Genomic DNA, 16,518 nt, shown 5'->3' with positions numbered 1-16,518 from the left:
TCACGCCGCCGGGCAGGTGGCGTTCGCGCCGGGGGACTTGCCGGTGAGGAAGTAGGCGTCGACCAGGCGGCTGACGCAGCTGCTGCCGCTCAGGTAGGCGCCGTGCCCCTCGCCCTCGTACGTGACCAGGACCCCGGTCTTGAGCTGGGCGGCGAGCTTGGGCGCCCACGCGTACGGCGTGGCGGGATCGCCCTTGCCGCCGATCACGAGGATGGGGGCGGAGCCGGTGGCGTCGATCTTCTTGGACTCGTCGCTGCCGGCCGCCGGCCAGTGCGCGCAGATCGCGCCGAGACCCCCGGAGCGCATGAGCGGGAAGATCTTGGCGGTCTCGCGTTCGACCTGGTCGATCTCGGCGGGGCTCGGCCGTTCGGCGCTGTCCACGCAGTCGATCGCCAGGACGCTGGTCATCAGCGTCGAGTACGTCCCGTCGGCCTTGCGGCCGTTGTAGGAGTCGGCCAGGGCGAGCAGCTGCGTGCCGTCTCCCTTGGTCGCGGCGGTGGCCGCCTGCTCCAGCATCGGCCAGCTGAGCTTGGCGTAGAGGGCGGCCAGGACGCCGGTGGTCGCCAGGCCCTTCGTGAGCTCCCGGTCGGCCACCTTGAGGGGCTTGTCGCGCAGGCCGGACAGCAGCGTCTCGACGCTCTTCCGTACGGCCGCGGGGTCGGCGCCCAGGTCGCAGCCCTGCTTCACGCAGTCGGCGGCGAACGCCTCGAACGCCTGCTTGAAGCCGGCCGTCTGCGTCTTCGCGCGCTCGGCGAAGCTGACGGTCGGGTCGAGGGCGCCGTCGAGGACGAACCGGCCGACGTTCTTGGGGTACTGGGTGGCGTACACGGCGCCGAGGTGGGTGCCGTACGACATGCCGAAGTAGTTGAGCCGTTCGTCGCCCAGCGCGGCGCGGATGCGGTCGAGGTCGCGCGCGGCGTTCACGGTGCCGACGTGGGGCAGGAGCTTGCCGGAGTCCTTGGCGCAGGAGGCCCCGAACTCCTTGGCGGCCTGGTCCATCTCGTCGCTCGCGGGGTCCAGGGAGATCCACTTCTCGACGGTGCCGCACTTGACGGGCGCGCTGCGCTCGACGCCGCGCGGGTCGAAGCTGACCAGGTCATAGCTCGCGCCCAGGCCGGCGAAGATCTTGGCGGTCATGGGCAACAGATCGACTCCCGAGCCGCCGGGGCCGCCGAAGTTGAACACCAGCGAGCCGAGCCGGTCGCCGGAGGCCTTGACGCGGATCAGCGCCAGGTCGATCTGCTCGCCGTCCTGCTTGGCGTAGTCGAGCGGCACCGCGAGCTTGCCGCACTCGACGGCCGGGTCGGGCGCGGCGGGTTTGCCGTCGGGGCCGGTCAGGTCGGTGCACGGGCTCCAGGCGACGCTGCCGGAGCCCTTCGCCGTCTGGGCAGGCTTCGTGGCGGCGGTGCTCGCCTGGTCCGGCTTCATGGCGGTGCTCGTCGTCGGCTGTTCCGCCGACCCGCTGGTGGGCTTGGCGGCGGAGCAGCCCGCGAGGGTGGCGCTCGCGAGGGTCACCGCGCACAAGAGCGAGGGAAATGACGTCTTCTTCATGCCTCAAGCATGATCAGCCGGCTTTTTCCCAGGTAGTGGGGTAAAACAGCACTTTCCAATGACTTCGGGGATCGGCCGGAGGTGACGAATGTCAGCTCCGGGACGCTCGCCTGTGCACGTACCAGAGGCCGAGCAGCCCGAGCCCGACTCCGGCGACGCAGGTCCAGATCCACCACGACTGCTCGGCGGCCGGGCGGAAGATCAGTAGCGCGACCAGCGCGAGCGCCCACGCGACCGTGCCCACGGCGACCGCCGCGACGTCGTTGGTCTCGATCGGCTCCGGGTCGGGACGCCATTCCTGCTTCACGGGATCCAGCCTAGCTTCCAATCGGGTCTCGATCCGATCACCGCCACTTTTCGCAGATGACGCAAACTGTCACTGTTCGCCCGTGAGTGACACAAGTAGCGGTATCGACAGGTTCTTCGCAATCTCCGCACGAGGCTCGACGATCTCCCGTGAGATCCGCGGCGGGCTGGCCACGTTCTTCACGATGGCCTACATCGTCGTGCTGAACCCGATCATCATCGCCAACGGCAAGGATGTCCAGGAGCAGTTCATCGGCGACGGCTCGTCGCCCAACCTGCCCCTCGTGGCGGCGGGCACGGCGTTCGTGGCGGGCGTGCTGACCATCCTCATGGGGGTGATCGGCCGGGTGCCCTTCGCCATGGCGGCCGGGTTGGGGCTCAACGCCTTCGTGACCTTCAACATCGCCTCGGTGATGAGCTGGGAAGAGGCCATGGGGCTGGTCTTCCTGGAGGGCGTCATCATCGGCATCCTGGTGTTGACTGGTTTCCGGGTGGCGGTGTTCAACGCCATCCCGGCCCAGATCAAGACCGCCATCAGCGTCGGCATCGGGTTGTTCATCGCGCTGATCGGCTTCGTGGACGCCGGCTTCGTGCGCCGGGTGCCCGCGGGGCCGCCGCTGGAGATGGGCATCCACAACACCCTGACCTCCTGGCCGATCTTCGTCTTCGTCGTCGGGTTGCTCGTGACGGCGGCACTGGTGGCCCGCAAGGTCAAGGGCGCGATCCTGATCGGCATCATAGGCACCACGGTGCTGGCGATCATCGTGGAGTCGATCGCGAAGGCCGGCCAGGTCTCCGACAAGAACCCCGGCGGCTGGATGCTGAACGTGCCCACACTGCCGGACCAGATCATCGGCTTCCACAACCCGCTGGTGCTGTTCAAGGAGTTCGACCCGTTCGGCGCGTTCAGCCGGGTCTCGGTGATCCTGGCGGTGCTGTTCGTCTTCACGCTGCTCATCACCGACTTCTTCGACACGATGGGCACGATCGTCGGGGTCGGCCGCCAGGCCGGTCTGGTCGACGCCAGCGGGATGCTGCCGCGCACCCGGGAGATCCTGCTCGTCGACTCGCTCGGCGCGGCGGCCGGTGGCGCGGGCTCGGTCTCGTCGAACACCACCTACATCGAGTCGGCCGCGGGGGTCGGCGAGGGCGCGCGGACGGGCCTGGCCAGCGTGGTCACCGGCCTGCTCTTCCTGGTGGCGATCTTCTTCGCGCCGCTGGTCACGGTCGTGCCGTACGAGGCGGCCGCGCCCGCGCTGATCGTGGTGGGCTTCCTGATGATGACCTCGATCCGTGAGATCGATTTCACGGACTACGAGATCGCCATCCCGGCGTTCCTCACCATCGTGGTCATGCCGTTCACGTACTCGATCTCGAACGGCATCGGCGCCGGCTTCATCAGCTACGTGCTGATCAAGATCGTCCGTGGCAAGGTACGGGAGATCCACCCTCTGCTGTGGGTAGTCATGGGCCTGTTCGTGATCTACTTCGCGCTCGGCCCGATCAGGGTACTTTTCGGGGTCTGATGCCTGGTGAGGCCGTCTGCGCATGGGAGGCGGCCTCCGGGTATCAAGGAGTGAGACGAGAAGTGAGGTAGGGAAATAACGTGGAATGCCCTATAGTTAGCAAAGGTAATGACTCATGCTAACCAAGAACCAGTCCCAGATAAACCTGCGCAGCGACGCAGGCCTGGCCACAGCCCTGCGCGTGTCGCTGGCGCGGCTGACCAGGCGGCTACGACGACAAGCGGCGGCGCACTCGCTGACTCCCACGCAGTTCGCGACCCTCGCCGCGGTGGAACGGCATTCCGCGATAACCCCCGGCGAATTGGCCGAGCTCGAGAAGGTGCAACCCCCCTCGATGACTCGCGTGATCGCCGCGCTAGAGGAACGCGGTCTGGTGTCGCGCACACCGCACCCGACCGACCGGCGACAGGTGACCGTGACCGTGACCGAGGCCGCGCAGAAACTGCTGAAGGAGGAACGACGTCTCAAGGAAGCGTGGCTGAGCCAGCGCTTGAGGGATCTGACCGCGGAGGAGCGGGCGATCCTCAGGCAGGCGGCGCCGATTCTGGAGAAACTCAGCAGGATCTAGAGCCTGAAGAACCCAAGACCGGGATGTTCCGGTCTCTCAGGGTACGTAACTACCGCATGTTCGCAGCCGGTGGCGCGGTGTCCAACGTCGGCGGCTGGCTGCAACGCACCGCCCAAGACTGGCTGGTGCTCGATCTGACCCATGGCAGCGCGGCGGCCCTAGGCACGGCGACCGCGCTGCAGTTCCTGCCGATGCTGCTGTTCGGGCTCTTCGGCGGCGTGCTGGCCGACCGCTACCCCAAACGGCCGATCCTCATCGTGGCGCAGTCGCTCATGGCCGTGCTCGCCCTGGTCATCGGCGTACTGACGGTGACGGGCAGCGCCCAGGTGTGGCACGTCTACGTGATGGCGTTCACGCTGGGTGTGATCTCCTGCGTCGAGGTGCCGACCAGGCAGGCGTTCGTGGTCGAGATGGTGGGCCGCCGGGATCTGTCCAACGCGATCGCGCTCAACAGCTCCATCTTCAACCTGGCCCGCGTCGTGGGACCGGCGATCGCCGGTGTGCTGATCTTCCTGTTCGGGGGCACGGGCCCGCTCTTCCTGATCAACGCGGTCACGTTCGCCGCGGTGATCTCCAGCCTGATCTTCATGCGGAAATCCGAGCTGAACCTCTCCGTACCGGTGCCGAGAGCCAAGGGCCAGCTCCGCGAAGGGCTGAGCTATGTGCTGCATCGCGAAGAGCTGCTGATGCCGGTGCTGCTGATCGGGTTCGTGTCGATGTTCTCCCAGTCGTTCTCGATGTCGATCGCGCTCATGGCCCGCGAGGTCTTCAAGGCCGGCGCCTCGTCGTTCGGCCTGGCCTCCAGCATGTTCGCCGTCGGCGCGCTGGGCGGGGCGCTGCTCGCCGCCCGCCGGGCCCGGCCGTCACGCCGCATGCTGATCGCCGGAGCCATCGGGTTCGGACTGTTCCAGATCGCCACCGGGCTGGCCCCGGTCTACCCGGTGTACCTGCTGCTGCTGATCCCCACCGGCATCGCGCTGATCACGATCAACACGGCCGCGAACGCGAGCGTCCAGCTCGCCACCGCACCGGACATGCGCGGCCGCGTCATGGGCATCTACATGCTCGTCTTCACCGGTGGCGCGCCCGTCGGCGCCCCGCTGGTCGGCTGGCTGTCGGAGCTGGGCGGACCCAGGACGGGCGTCATGCTCTCCGGACTGCTGGTGCTGGTCGGCACGGGCGTCGCGGTGATGCTGACGAGGCTGATCAGCGCCCGTGTTGTGGGCGAGCCGGTGCTGGCGGTCGCCTGAGCACATTGGAGAATCGGGTGGCATGAGGTTATTCGCCGCACTGATGCCGCCCGATGAGGTGCTCGACGAGATCGAACGCGCCATCGCGCCGCATGTCGGGCAGGTGCCGGGCCTGCGCTGGCCGGACCGCGCCACCTGGCACATCACGCTGGGCTTCTTCGGCGAGGTGCCCGAGCACGTCCTGCCGGAGCTGCAGGTACGGCTGGCCCGCGCCGTGGCTCGGCATGCCAGCCTGGACCTGGCCTTCACCGGGTTCGGGGCGTTCTCGTCCGCCCGCCGGGCCAGGGTGTTCTGGGCCGGGCTCTCCGGTGACTCGATGATCCGGCTGTCGGAGTCGGTCAGAGCGGGCGCCCGCCGGGCGGGGGCCGTACAGACCGACGACAAGCACTTCCACCCGCATCTGACGCTCGCGCGGGCGAAGACGGAGATGGACCTCCGCCCGCTCGTCGAGTCGCTGTCGGAATTCAGCGGCTCGACATGGCGGGCGAAAGCCGTCCATCTCGTACGTAGCCATCAAGGGGCACAGATGAGGTACGAGTCACTCGCACAATGGGATCTGGCACCCATCGGGCGCGATTAGGCTCCAGAATGTGGACCGTCCTCGCCCTTGGCTGCTGCCCGTCGTGCTCGGCCTCCTGCTGCTGATCGTCGTGATCGGCGCCCTGCTGGCCTGAGTTACCAGGCGTAGTCCTCCGGCGCCGGACGGTGTCCGGGGAAGATCTCGTCGAGGCGGGCCAGCGCCTGCTCGTCCAGCTCGATCTCCAGCGTGCGCAGGCTGCCGTTGAGCTGCTCCTGCGTGCGCGGGCCGATGATCGGGGCGGTGACCGCGGGCTGCTTCAGGAGCCAGGCCAGCGCCACGTACGCGGGGTCCTCGCCGAGTTCGTCGCAGAACTTCTCGTACTGCTCGATCTTGTCGCGGTGCTTCTCGAGCTCCGTGACCATGCGGTCGGCGGCCGACCGGCCCTTGTCGATCTTGCGCAGCACGCCGCCCAGCAGGCCGCCGGCCAGCGGGCTCCACGGGATCACGCCGAGGCCGTATTCCTGGCTGGCGGGCAGTACCTCCAGCTCGACCGCGCGGGTGAGCAGGTTGTAGTGGCTCTGCTCGCTGACGAGCCCGATCGAGTTGCGCCGGGCCGCGGACTCCTGGGCCTTGGCGATGTGCCAGCCCGCGAAGTTGGACGATCCCACGTAGAGGATCTTGCCCTGCTGCTTCAGGACGTCCATGGCCTCCCAGAACTCGTCGAACGGCGTGTTCCGGTCGACGTGGTGGGCCTGGTAGATGTCGATGTAGTCGGTCTGCATGCGCTTGAGCGAGGCGTCGCAGGCCCGGCGGATGTTCAGCGCGGACAGCAGGTTCTCGTTGGGCCAGTCGCCCATCGCGCCGTAGAGCTTGGTCGCGATGACCGTCTTCTCCCGGCGACCTTCGCCCTTGGCGAACCAACGGCCGACGATCTGCTCGGTGATCCCCTCGCCCTGCTTCCAGCCGTACACGTTGGCCGTGTCGAAGAAGTTGATGCCCAGCTCATGGGCCCTGTCCATGATCGCGAAGGAGTCTTCCTCCGTGGTCAGCGGGCCGAAGTTCATGGTGCCCAGGCAGAGTGGACTGACCCGGAGGCCACTGCGTCCGAGGTTCACATAATCCATGAACTCCACCCTAAATACCTGGAGTGCACTCCAGGCTAGTAGGGGTCGCACGAATGCCTGGAGCGCCCTCCAGGCTAGTAGGGTCGGTCGGGTGAACTTGGGCCTGCTTCGCGCGGCGGTGCCCCTGTTCCTCTCCATGGTCACCACTACGGTCGGCACTCTGGTGGTCACTTCCGTGCTCGGCAGGCACGCCACCGTCACGCTGGCCGCCTTCGCGGTCATGTCGGCAGTCCTGAACCCCGCCTCCGCCGCTGTCGTGGGCGCGCTCCGCGGGCTCGCGCCGTTCGTCGCGCCGTACAAGGACTCGCCCGCGGCGGCCGTGCCGATCCTGCGTGACGCACGCTGGCTCACCCTGCTCGTGGGTACGGCCGGCGCGCTCGCGGTGCTGTGCGTACCCCTGCTCGCCCGCGCCACCGGGGCGCCCGCCGAGGTCGTGGCCGAGCTGGGGCCGCTGCCCTGGCTCCTGGCGCTCTATCTGCTGGTGTTCGCCTCGGGTGGTGGGGCCAACACCGTGCTCGTGGCGCTCGGCCGCAGCCGCCAGGTCCTCTGGTCCAGCCTGGCGGCCAGTGCCGCGATGGTCGGCGGCACGGTCGCTCTGGTGCCGCCGCTGGGTCTCACCGGCGTGGGCGTCGCCTGGCTGCTGTCGGGTGTCGCGGGTGTGGTCGTCTCGAACCTCTGCCTGCGCCGCGCCCTCGGAACGCGCGTCGGCCAGGGTCGGCCGCGGATCAGGGAGATCGTCCGGCTCGGCCGGGTGAGCATCCCGCTGGCCGGGACGGTTCTGATCAAGTTCGGGGGTCTCGGGGTCGTCACCTTCGCCGCGAGCGCGACCGGCACCCGTGACGTGGCCGCCCATGCGGTGCTGAGCACGCTCACCGGGTTCATCATGCTGGCCTCGATCTCCGTGGCGCAGGCGTCGGTGCCCGAGGTGGCCAGGGCCCGGGACGTGACGGAGGCGCGCCGGGCCAACCGGGCCGCGGCCCTGCTCGCCCTGGCGGGGACGGCCGTCGTGGCGGCCGTGCTGCTCGGGCTCGGCGACTCGGCGCTGGTGCTGTTCAGCGATGACGCGAGCGTACGAGAGCGGGTCGCGGCGCTGCTGCCATTGATGCTGCTGGCCTCGACGGCCGACGGGGCGCAGGCGGTTCAGGGCATCGGGCTCACCGCGCTCAAGCGGTCGGGGGCGAGCCTGATCTACTTCGCCGTCGGTTACGGGGTGATGGTGGCCGTGGCCGCACCTGTGGCCGCCGCCTGGGGGCTCGTCGGGTTGTGGTGGCTCATGGCGGTGACCAACGGGGTGCTGGTCGTGCTGCAGGGCACCGGATTTCATCGGCACAGCGCTACCGTGGGCGCGGCGTCCGTTGGGGCATGATGGCGGGGTGGGGGATGTTGTGATTCGTACGGCCGCCGGGGTTATCGCGGCCTTCATCGTGTTCGTTCCGGCAAATGCGGCCTTCGCCGATGACGGCGAGAAGAAACTGTTCACGTTCAAGGACGCGCGGATCACCGAGTCGAGCGGGCTGGCCGTGTCGCCGACGAAGGAAGGCGTCTTCTACACGCACAATGACAGCTCGGCGGCGCCGACGTTCTACGCGGTGGGTTCCGATGGGCGGACCCGGGCGACGTACCGGCTCCAGGGGGCGCAGGCCCGTGACTGGGAGGCGATGGCCGCGAGCAAGGACCCCGCCACGGGGCGTGGGGTGCTGTGGTTCGCCGACATCGGCGACAACCTGGACGGGGCTTGGCCGGACGTCTCCATCTACAAGGTCATGGAGCCGGAGACGCTGCGGGACGCCACCCTTCCGGCGGTCCGCTACCGGTTCCGCTACGCGGACGGCGCCAGGAACGCCGAGGGCATCATGGTCAACCCGGTGACCGGGCGGCTCTTCGTGGTGTCGAAGGAGTTCTCCGGGTCGGTCTACCAGGCGCCCAAGAAGCTCAGGAGCGACCGGGTCAACGTGCTCCGCAAGGTGGGGACGGCTCCGATCATGGCGACGGACGCGGCGTACGCGCCTGATGGCAGCTCGTACGTGATCCGTACGTACTTCTCGGCCACGGTCTTCCGGCCCTCGGGTGAGTCGATCGCCAGGGTGTCGATGCCGGAGCTGAAACAGGCCGAGTCCATCGCCTACACGCGCGATGGCAAGAGCCTGCTGACCGGCTCGGAGGGCGTGCGCAGCCCGGTCTACCAGGTGGCGCTGCCCGCGGCCGCGTTACCGGCCGCCACTCCGTCCAGTTCGCCGTCCCACCGGCCGAAGACGACCGCGACGCCGTCCGCCCGGCCGGTGGCGGCCAAGGGGCTCAGCGCGCGTGACGTCCTGATCTGGCTGGCCGCCGCCGCGGGCGCCAGCGGCATCATCGCGGCGATCGCCCGCCGCACTCGGTAGGCACGGTCGGCGGTCGCATCCTGTAGGCGCGGTCGGTGGTTGCCCGGTGGGCGCGCGTCATGGACGGCGCATCGTGGCGGTGAAGAGGTCGCCGCGGAGGGCGCGTTCGACCACCGCGATGGAGCGGGACAGGCGCACGAGCCGGGGCCCCTCCTCGCGGTAGGCGTCCAGGACCGCCTCGATCGCGTGGGGCGGCAGGTGGCCCTTGAGGTCGACCGCGGCGCCCCGGTAGCCGGCGCGGGCCGCCTCGATCGCCGCGCCGACGTGGTGGCTCGCCATCCTGGCCAGCGCGATCGGGTGGCGGCGGAGCACCTCGTAGGCGCGGTAGTCGGGCGGCACCGCGTCGAGCAGCCAGGCCACTGCCGAGGTCTCCCAATCGGGGACGCTGGGCGGGCGGACCTCGGGCGGCCACTCTGGCGGGAGATACATGACGCCATCGTACTCACGTTCGATTTGCCAGTGTAGTGGTGGCTTTACCTGGGGTAACGCCGCAGCGGTAGGAAAGGGGAACGACTGATGGTCGCCAGTGATCTTGTTCTCGTCGCCGGGGTCGGTGGGGTGGGCCGCACGGTCCTTGAGCGGCTGCGCGCGCAGGACGTACCGGTGCGGGCGATGGTCCGTCGTGACGACGAACGGGCGGCTGAATTGCGTGCGCTCGGCGCGGAGGTGGTCGTCGGCGATCTGACCCGGCCCGAGACCGTCGCGGCCGCGCTGGAGAGTGCCGGACGGATGTACTTCGGGATGCCCGTGTCGCCGGACCATCTGCTGGCGGCGACCGTGGTGGCCACCGTGGCGCGGGAGTATGGGGACCTGACCGGCCTGGTCGACATGTCACAGATGACGGTGTCGCAGATGACCGCCATCAGCACCGCCCAGTCGCACCAGCAGCGGCTGCACTGGCTGGCGGAGCAGGTGCTGAACTGGTCCGGCCTGCCGGTGGTGCACATCCGGCCGACGGCGTTCCTGGACAATCCGCTGTTCACCACGTTGGCGGCGCGTTCGATCCGGGAGCGTGGCACGATCGAGCTGCCGTTCGGCACCGGGCGTACGTCGCCGATCGCCGTGGCCGACGTCGCCCGGGTGGTCGCCACCGTGCTCCGCGATCCGGCTCCGCACGTCGGGCACGTCTATGAGCTGACCGGGCCGCGCACGGTCGACATGACGGAGATGGCGGAGGAGTTCTCACGGGCGTTGGGGCGTCCGGTGGCCTATGTGGATGTGCCCCTGGAGCGGTGGTGGGCCGAGGTGCTCGCGAAGGCGGGCCTGCCGCCGCACACCGCGCAGCACATCGCCACCATGGCCCGGCTGCACCGCGAGAACCGCTATGACCGCGCGTCCGACGATGTCGAACGCCTTACGGGCGTGCCCGCCGAGACGATCGAGGCGTTCGTGGCCGCGCGCAGGGACTTCTACCTGGGCTGAGCCGTTCCGTATCGGGGGAGCGACGACCGCTTACCGATAGTTGACGCTGCCGTTCCTGGACTTAGCCGGTGACCTGCGCGAATGTGGAGAGAACGACCCCCCATGCCATGACAGCAGCCAACGGGGAGGATCCGCCGCTGTGGACATGAAGCTTGAGGTCGTGGTGGTGCCGGTCGCCGATGTCGACCGGACCAAGGACTTCTACAAGGCGCTCGGGTGGCGGGAGGACGCCGACGTCGCCGTCGGTGCGGACTTCCGGGTGGTGCAGCTGACCCCGCCCGGCTCGCCGTGCTCGATCATCTTCGGCACCGGGGTCACCTCGGCCGCGCCGGGTTCGACGCAGGGCCTCCATCTGATCGTCGACGACATCGAGGCGGCACGGGCCGAGCTCGCCGAGCGCGGGGTCGACGTGGCTGAGGTGTTCCACGACGCGGGCGGGGTGTTCCACCGCGCCGGGACCGAGGGACGGGTGCCGGGCCCGGAACCGGACCGCCAGAGCTACGGCTCCTACACCTCCTTCAGTGACCCTGACGGCAACGGCTGGATACTCCAGGAGGTCACCACCCGCCTTCCGGGCCGCTGAGCCCGGATGGCCGGCCTCACGAAAGGAGGCGCCAAGATGCAGGTGACGTATAGCTCGGTGGCCGAGGTGGCTGATGCCCTGCGCCGTGCGGAGGCCGCGCATGGCCAGTACGAGCAGGAGCTCGGGCACGCCGACCCCGACTGGCCGGCCTGGTACGCCCAGTACATGGCCGACGAGCAGGCCAGGGACGCCGCCGCCCGTTGACCGGAAGGTTGATGGATCGCCCAAGTAAGCGCTAGCTTCCTTGGCATGCGCGTCCTGGTCAGCGGTGCCTCGGGGTTCGTCGGCTCGCACGCGGTCACGGCCCTGGTCGCGGCCGGTCATGAGCCATGCCTTCTGGCGAGAAATCCGGAGAAAGTACGTCGGGTCCTGGGTGCCGGGGACTGGGTGATCCGGCAGGGGGACATTCGTGACGCGCCGGCCGTACGGGCCGCTCTGGAGGGGTGTGACGCGGTGCTGCACGCCGCCGCCGACATGGGGGTCACCGGCCACGGGGCGGACCTGCGCGGGTCCAACGTCGTCGGGCTGCGCAACGTGCTCGGGCAGGCCGCCGAGCTGGGGCTGGATCCGATCGTGCACGTCTCCACGATCGCGGTGTTCGTGCCGCCCACCGAGCCGTTCATCACCGCCGACAGCCCGCTGGCCAGCCCCAGGAACGCCTACGGCCGGTCCAAGGTCGAAGGCGAGCGGTACGCCAGGGAGCTCGGCGGCGTGACCATCGTCTATCCGGGCGGCATCATCGGGCCGGGCCAGCCGACGCTCGACGCGCTCAACGAGGGGCTCCGCGCGGGCCTGCGGTGGGGCTGGCCGATCGTGCCAGGTGGGGTGGGCGTGCTGGACGTCCGGGATCTGGCCGTCGCGCTGGCCCGCTGTTTCACTCCCGGCCGCCGGGACCGCCGCTACCTGCTTGGGGGACATTTCCTGACCTGGAGGCAGTTGGCCGCCATATGCGCGGAGGTGACGGGACGGGCGGGCCTGACCTACCGGATGCCCGGTGGCCTGCTGCGCGGGATAGCCGCGACGCTCGACGGGCTCAAGCGGCTGGCGCCCATCGACTACCCCCTCACCCGTGACGCGGCCGACTTCATGCTCACCCTGGTCCCCACCGACGACGGCCCCGCGCTCAAGGACCTCGGCCTCACCCTGCGCCCGGTGGAAGACACCGTTTCGGATACATTGCGGTGGTTGACCGCTGAAGGCCACCTGGATCCCGCCAGAATCGGCAAACTGGCGCTGTGACAGAGAAGATCGGTGTCATCGGGGCCGGCATCGTCGGCCTGGCGGTCGCCCGCGAGCTCGCCACCACGCGGGGTGCCGAGGTGACGGTCCTCGAGAAGGAGGACCGCCTCGGCGCGCACCAGACCGGACACAACAGCGGCGTCGTCCACGCGGGCATCTATTACCCGCCGGGCTCGCTCAAGGCCAGGCTCTGCCGTGAGGGCGTGGCGCTGCTCAAGGAGTACTGCGCCCAGCACCACCTGCCGTACGAGGAGGTCGGGAAGCTGGTCGTGGCCTCCACCAGCGCGGAGCGGCCACGGCTCGCGGCGCTGGCGGAGCGGGCCAGGGCGAACGGCGTGCCCGGCATCACCGAGCTGGACGCGCTCGGCCTGCGCGAGATCGAGCCGCACGCCGTCGGCGTCGGCGCGGTCCACTCGCCGCACACCGCGATCGCCGACTTCCCCGCCGTCGCGCGCCGGCTGGCGCTCGACGTGGCCGAGCTGGGCGGTTCGGTACGGCTGGAACACCCGGTCAGGGCGATCAGGGAGACCGCCGGGAGCGTCGAGGTGCTGGCCGCCGGGCGGCGCTTCGCCTTCGACCGGCTGGTGATCTGCGCCGGACTGGGCACCGACGCGGTGGCCCGGATGGCGGGCCGGCCGGGCGACATCAGGATCGTGCCGTTCAGAGGCGAGTACTACGCGCTCGACGGCGCGGCCAGGGATCTCGTGCGCGGTCTGATCTACCCGGTGCCCGACCCCCGTTACCCGTTCCTCGGCGTCCACCTGACCAGGCACATCGACGGCGAGGTCCTGGTCGGGCCGAACGCGGTGCTCGCGCTCGCGTACGAGGGCTACCGGGGTTACAACCTCCGTAATTCCTGGCAGATTCTGCGCTGGCCGGGCACCATGCGCATGGCCCGGCAGCACTGGCGCACCGGGCTCAAGGAGGTGCACGGCTCGCTGGTCAAGGGGGCCTTCGTCCGGGCCGCGCGCCGCTACGTGCCCGAGCTCACCGCCTCCGACCTGCGGCGAACCGAGGGCGGGGTACGCGCCCAGGCCGTGGCGAAGGACGGCCGGCTGGTCGACGACTTCGCCGTGGACGTGGAAGGCAGAGTCGTGCTGGTACGCAACGCGCCGTCCCCCGCGGCCACCTCCAGCCTGGCGATTGCTCGGCACATCTCCGGAATTGTCCCAGCACTCGTTCGGTGAGGGCATCCTTGGAGATGATGGAAGCGCGACTGTTGATCGTCGAGGACGACCCCAACATCCTCGAACTCCTCGCCGCGAGCCTGAGGTTCGCGGGTTTCGACGTGTCCACCGCCAAGAGCGGCCTGGACGCCGTCACCGCCGTCCAGCGGCACCGTCCTGACCTGGTCGTTCTTGACGTCATGCTGCCCGACCTCGACGGTTTCGAGATCGTCCGGCGGCTGCGCGGCGGGGGTGTGCACGTGCCCGTGGTCTTCCTGACCGCGCGCGACGAGACCGAGGACAAGATCCGCGGGCTGACGATCGGCGGCGACGACTACGTCACCAAGCCGTTCAGCCTCGAAGAGGTGGTCGCCAGGATCCACGCGGTGCTCCGCCGTACCAGTGGGGAGTCGCCGGCGCCGCCGCCCAGGCTGACGTTCGCCGACATCGAGCTGGACGAGGAGAGCCACGAGGTGTGGCGCGGCGGCAACGCCGTGTCGCTGTCGCCGACCGAGTTCAAGCTGCTGCGCTACTTCATGACGAACGCGGGCCGGGTGCTGTCGAAGCCGCAGATCCTCGACCACGTCTGGGACTACGACTTCAGGGGCGAGGTCGGGATCGTCGAGTCCTACGTGTCGGTGCTCCGCCGTAAGATCGACAACCGCAACCCGCGGCTCATTCACACGCTGCGCGGTGTCGGATACGTCCTGCGGCTGCCGCCGAGTCCGTGATGCGCGGCCTGCCGCTCAGGATCAAGCTCATCGCCGCGATGCTGGCGCTGCTCGGCGTCGGGCTGACCTTCATCGGCGTGGTGAGCGTCTCCGTGCTGCACGGCTACCTGATGAACCGGGTCGACAGCCAGATCCAGCTCCTGGCCGTACGCGTGGAGAACAAGCTCAAGCACGACCAGGAGAAGCGCAACCGGGGCAAAGAGACCAACGACAAGATGGCGCTGATCGAGTCCGACACGATCGTGCTGGTGAAGCCGCCGGGCGGGGCGCTCACGCCGGTGTTCGGCGACCGCGACGTCGACGCGCGGCCGCGGCCCCTGCTGTCGACCGCGCCGGGCGCGAACCTCTACACGACGCGGGCGGTCAGGGGCGACGGCGAGTGGCGGGTGCTGCAGACCTCGACGGTGGTGGGCGACTACGTGATCGCCGCGGACCTGGGGGAGGTCAGGGACATCACCCGGCGGCTCGGCCTCATCGAACTGCTGGGCGGCGGCGGCATCCTGCTCATCCTCGCCGTCGTGGGCGTCGCGATGGTCCGGCGGAGCATGCGTCCGCTGGCCGAGATCGAGAGCACGGCCGAGGCCATCGCCGGGGGCGAGCTCGGCCGCCGGGTGCCGGCCGGCGACCCGCGTACGGAGGTGGGCCGCCTGGCCCTGTCCCTCAACGGGATGCTCGCGCAGATCGAGGCCGCGTTCACCGCCCGGTCCGCGTCCGAGGCGGCGGCCCGCCGCTCCGAGGACCGGATGCGCCAGTTCATCGGCGACGCCTCGCACGAGCTGCGCACCCCGCTCACCTCGATCCGCGGCTTCGCCGAGTACGCCAGACAGAACCAGAAGGCCGACCCCGCCGAGCTGATGCAGCGCGTGGAGAAGGCCGCGGGCAGAATGAGCCTGCTCGTCGACGACCTGCTGTTGCTCGCCCGCGTCGACCAGCAGCGCCCGCTGCGCATGCGGCCGGTCGACATGCTGGCGCTGGCCGCCGACGCTGTGCACGACGCGCGCATCCTGGCGCCCGACCGGGTGATCAGCCTGGACGTCGTCGGCGGCGCGGCCCTGATCGTCTCCGGTGACGAGGTACGCCTGCGCCAGGTGGTCACCAACCTCATGACCAACGCCCTGACCCACACCGAACCGGGCACGCCGGTGACGGTGCGCGTGGGGGCAGGGGCCGACAAGGCGTTCCTGGAAGTGGGAGACAAGGGGCCCGGCCTCACGCCCGAGCAGGTCGAGCGGGTGTTCGAGCGGTTTTACCGGGCCGACTCGGCCAGATCGCGGCACCGCTCGGGCGAGGACCGGGGCAGCGGGCTCGGCCTGGCCATCGTGCAGGCGCTGGTACAGGCGCACGGCGGCACGGTGCTGCTGGACAGCGCGCCGGGCTCAGGCTCCACCTTCCGGGTCGAACTCCCACTCGCCTTGGAGTGAGCGTTCAGCTATTCCTCAGCCTCCTGAGTCACTCTGAGTAGGTGACTAGACCCGAGGCGCTGATCATGGTGGTGGACGACGAGCCCAGCATCCGAGACCTGCTGTCCGCGAGTCTGCGCTTCTCCGGCTTCGAGGTGCTGACCGCCGCCGACGGCTACGAGGCCGTGGAGGTGGCCGAGCGGACCACTCCTGACCTGGTGGTGCTCGACGTCATGCTGCCCGATCTCGATGGGTTCGAGGTGGCCAGGCGGATCGGCGTACCGGTGCTCTTCCTGACCGCCCGCGACAACACCGAGGACAAGATCGTCGGGCTGGGCGTGGGCGACGACTACGTGACCAAGCCGTTCAGCCTGGAGGAGGTCCAGGCCAGGATCCGCGCGGTGCTCCGCCGTACCCGAGGGGAGAACACCCCCGCGAGCCGCCTCCAGGTCGCCGACCTGGAGCTGGACGAGGAGGCCCGCGAGGTCTGGCGCAACGGGCGGCAGGTACGGCTGTCGCCCACCGAGTTCAAGCTGCTGCACTACTTCATGTCCAACGCCGGGCGGGTGCTGTCCAAGGCGCAGATCCTCGACCACGTGTGGAACTACGACTTCGGCGGCGACGCCGGCGTGGTCGAGTCATACGTCTCCTACCTGCGGCGCAAGGTCGACGACGTCGAGCCCAGGCTCATCCACACGCTGCGCAGCGTCGGATATGTGCTGCGAGAGCCCCCGGCGGGCTAGCGTGGTCC

Annotated in this window: 18 protein-coding genes; 14 read left to right on the top strand and 4 right to left on the bottom strand. The window is 69.5% G+C overall.

Going from position 1 to position 16,518, the window contains the following annotated elements:
* Nucleotides 1–1,551 carry an alpha/beta hydrolase gene (locus tag ACGFJ2_RS52755; protein ID WP_393481815.1) on the bottom strand — a complete coding sequence of 517 codons (1,551 nt, stop codon included), beginning with the start codon at nt 1,549–1,551 and terminating at the stop codon, nt 1–3.
* Nucleotides 1,552–1,642: 91 nt separating this feature from the next.
* Entirely contained in the window at nt 1,643–1,858 is a 216-nt protein-coding gene (locus ACGFJ2_RS52750; RefSeq protein WP_225300771.1) for a DUF2530 domain-containing protein, read from the bottom strand.
* Nucleotides 1,859–1,940: 82 nt separating this feature from the next.
* Between ACGFJ2_RS52750 and ACGFJ2_RS52745 the strand changes: the two genes are divergently transcribed.
* From ACGFJ2_RS52745 to thpR, 4 genes are all read left to right on the top strand, one after another.
* Entirely contained in the window at nt 1,941–3,383 is a 1,443-nt protein-coding gene (locus ACGFJ2_RS52745) for an NCS2 family permease (protein WP_357957943.1), read from the top strand.
* Between the two features lie 115 nt (nt 3,384–3,498).
* Complete coding sequence (locus ACGFJ2_RS52740; protein WP_357957941.1) at nt 3,499–3,951, top strand: MarR family transcriptional regulator; 453 nt, start codon at nt 3,499–3,501, stop codon at nt 3,949–3,951.
* A 23-nt stretch (nt 3,952–3,974) separates the two neighbouring features.
* A complete protein-coding gene (locus ACGFJ2_RS52735) occupies nt 3,975–5,201 on the top strand; it encodes an MFS transporter (RefSeq protein WP_357957939.1) in 1,227 nt (408 codons plus the stop codon).
* 22 nt (nt 5,202–5,223) lie between these two features.
* On the top strand, nt 5,224–5,781 hold the full coding sequence (gene thpR, locus ACGFJ2_RS52730) for an RNA 2',3'-cyclic phosphodiesterase (RefSeq protein ID WP_357957937.1): 558 nt from the start codon (nt 5,224–5,226) through the stop codon (nt 5,779–5,781).
* A gap of 95 nt (nt 5,782–5,876) precedes the next feature.
* Here thpR and ACGFJ2_RS52725 read toward each other — a convergent pair whose 3' ends face one another.
* Nucleotides 5,877–6,845: an aldo/keto reductase gene (locus ACGFJ2_RS52725; protein ID WP_357957936.1), complete on the bottom strand. Its 969-nt coding sequence runs from the start codon at nt 6,843–6,845 to the stop codon at nt 5,877–5,879.
* 91 nt (nt 6,846–6,936) lie between these two features.
* On the opposite strand from ACGFJ2_RS52725, the gene ACGFJ2_RS52720 reads away from it, so the two are divergent.
* Nucleotides 6,937–8,211, top strand: a complete 1,275-nt coding sequence (locus ACGFJ2_RS52720) for an MATE family efflux transporter (RefSeq protein ID WP_393481810.1) — start codon at nt 6,937–6,939, stop codon at nt 8,209–8,211.
* A 7-nt stretch (nt 8,212–8,218) separates the two neighbouring features.
* Nucleotides 8,219–9,226, top strand: a complete 1,008-nt coding sequence (locus ACGFJ2_RS52715) for a hypothetical protein (protein ID WP_393481807.1) — start codon at nt 8,219–8,221, stop codon at nt 9,224–9,226.
* A gap of 57 nt (nt 9,227–9,283) precedes the next feature.
* On the opposite strand, the gene ACGFJ2_RS52710 is transcribed toward ACGFJ2_RS52715, so the two are convergent.
* Nucleotides 9,284–9,655, bottom strand: a complete 372-nt coding sequence (locus ACGFJ2_RS52710) for a hypothetical protein (RefSeq protein ID WP_357957930.1) — start codon at nt 9,653–9,655, stop codon at nt 9,284–9,286.
* Between the two features lie 87 nt (nt 9,656–9,742).
* Here ACGFJ2_RS52710 and ACGFJ2_RS52705 point away from each other — a divergent pair, with 87 nt between their 5' ends.
* The 8 genes from ACGFJ2_RS52705 (at nt 9,743) to ACGFJ2_RS52670 (ending at nt 16,510) form a co-directional block, all read left to right on the top strand.
* A complete protein-coding gene (locus tag ACGFJ2_RS52705) occupies nt 9,743–10,648 on the top strand; it encodes an NAD(P)H-binding protein (protein ID WP_358182130.1) in 906 nt (301 codons plus the stop codon).
* A gap of 145 nt (nt 10,649–10,793) precedes the next feature.
* Entirely contained in the window at nt 10,794–11,231 is a 438-nt protein-coding gene (locus ACGFJ2_RS52700; protein ID WP_393481860.1) for a VOC family protein, read from the top strand.
* Nucleotides 11,232–11,267: 36 nt separating this feature from the next.
* On the top strand, nt 11,268–11,435 hold the full coding sequence (locus ACGFJ2_RS52695; protein WP_357957927.1) for a hypothetical protein: 168 nt from the start codon (nt 11,268–11,270) through the stop codon (nt 11,433–11,435).
* Nucleotides 11,436–11,480: 45 nt separating this feature from the next.
* Complete coding sequence (locus tag ACGFJ2_RS52690) at nt 11,481–12,470, top strand: NAD-dependent epimerase/dehydratase family protein (protein ID WP_393481803.1); 990 nt, start codon at nt 11,481–11,483, stop codon at nt 12,468–12,470.
* Complete coding sequence (gene lhgO, locus ACGFJ2_RS52685; RefSeq protein WP_393481800.1) at nt 12,467–13,657, top strand: L-2-hydroxyglutarate oxidase; 1,191 nt, start codon at nt 12,467–12,469, stop codon at nt 13,655–13,657. The genes ACGFJ2_RS52690 and lhgO overlap by 4 nt, the downstream gene beginning before the upstream one ends.
* 14 nt (nt 13,658–13,671) lie before the next feature.
* The gene (locus ACGFJ2_RS52680; RefSeq protein WP_357957986.1) at nt 13,672–14,367 is read left to right on the top strand and encodes a response regulator transcription factor; all 696 of its coding nucleotides are present in this window, start codon (nt 13,672–13,674) and stop codon (nt 14,365–14,367) included.
* Nucleotides 14,367–15,788, top strand: coding sequence for a HAMP domain-containing sensor histidine kinase (locus tag ACGFJ2_RS52675; protein ID WP_358182121.1), 1,422 nt, complete (start codon nt 14,367–14,369; stop codon nt 15,786–15,788). Before ACGFJ2_RS52680 ends, ACGFJ2_RS52675 begins: the two co-directional genes overlap by 1 nt.
* Before the next feature lie 65 nt (nt 15,789–15,853).
* On the top strand, nt 15,854–16,510 hold the full coding sequence (locus tag ACGFJ2_RS52670; RefSeq protein ID WP_357957984.1) for a response regulator transcription factor: 657 nt from the start codon (nt 15,854–15,856) through the stop codon (nt 16,508–16,510).
* Nucleotides 16,511–16,518 lie beyond the last annotated feature (8 nt).

It is taken from the genome of Nonomuraea sp. NPDC049028 (assembly GCF_043197735.1).
Taxonomy (GTDB): domain Bacteria; phylum Actinomycetota; class Actinomycetes; order Streptosporangiales; family Streptosporangiaceae; genus Nonomuraea.
Note: the sequence above shows the minus strand (reverse complement) of the source record. Positions and strands in the feature narration are given on the sequence as shown.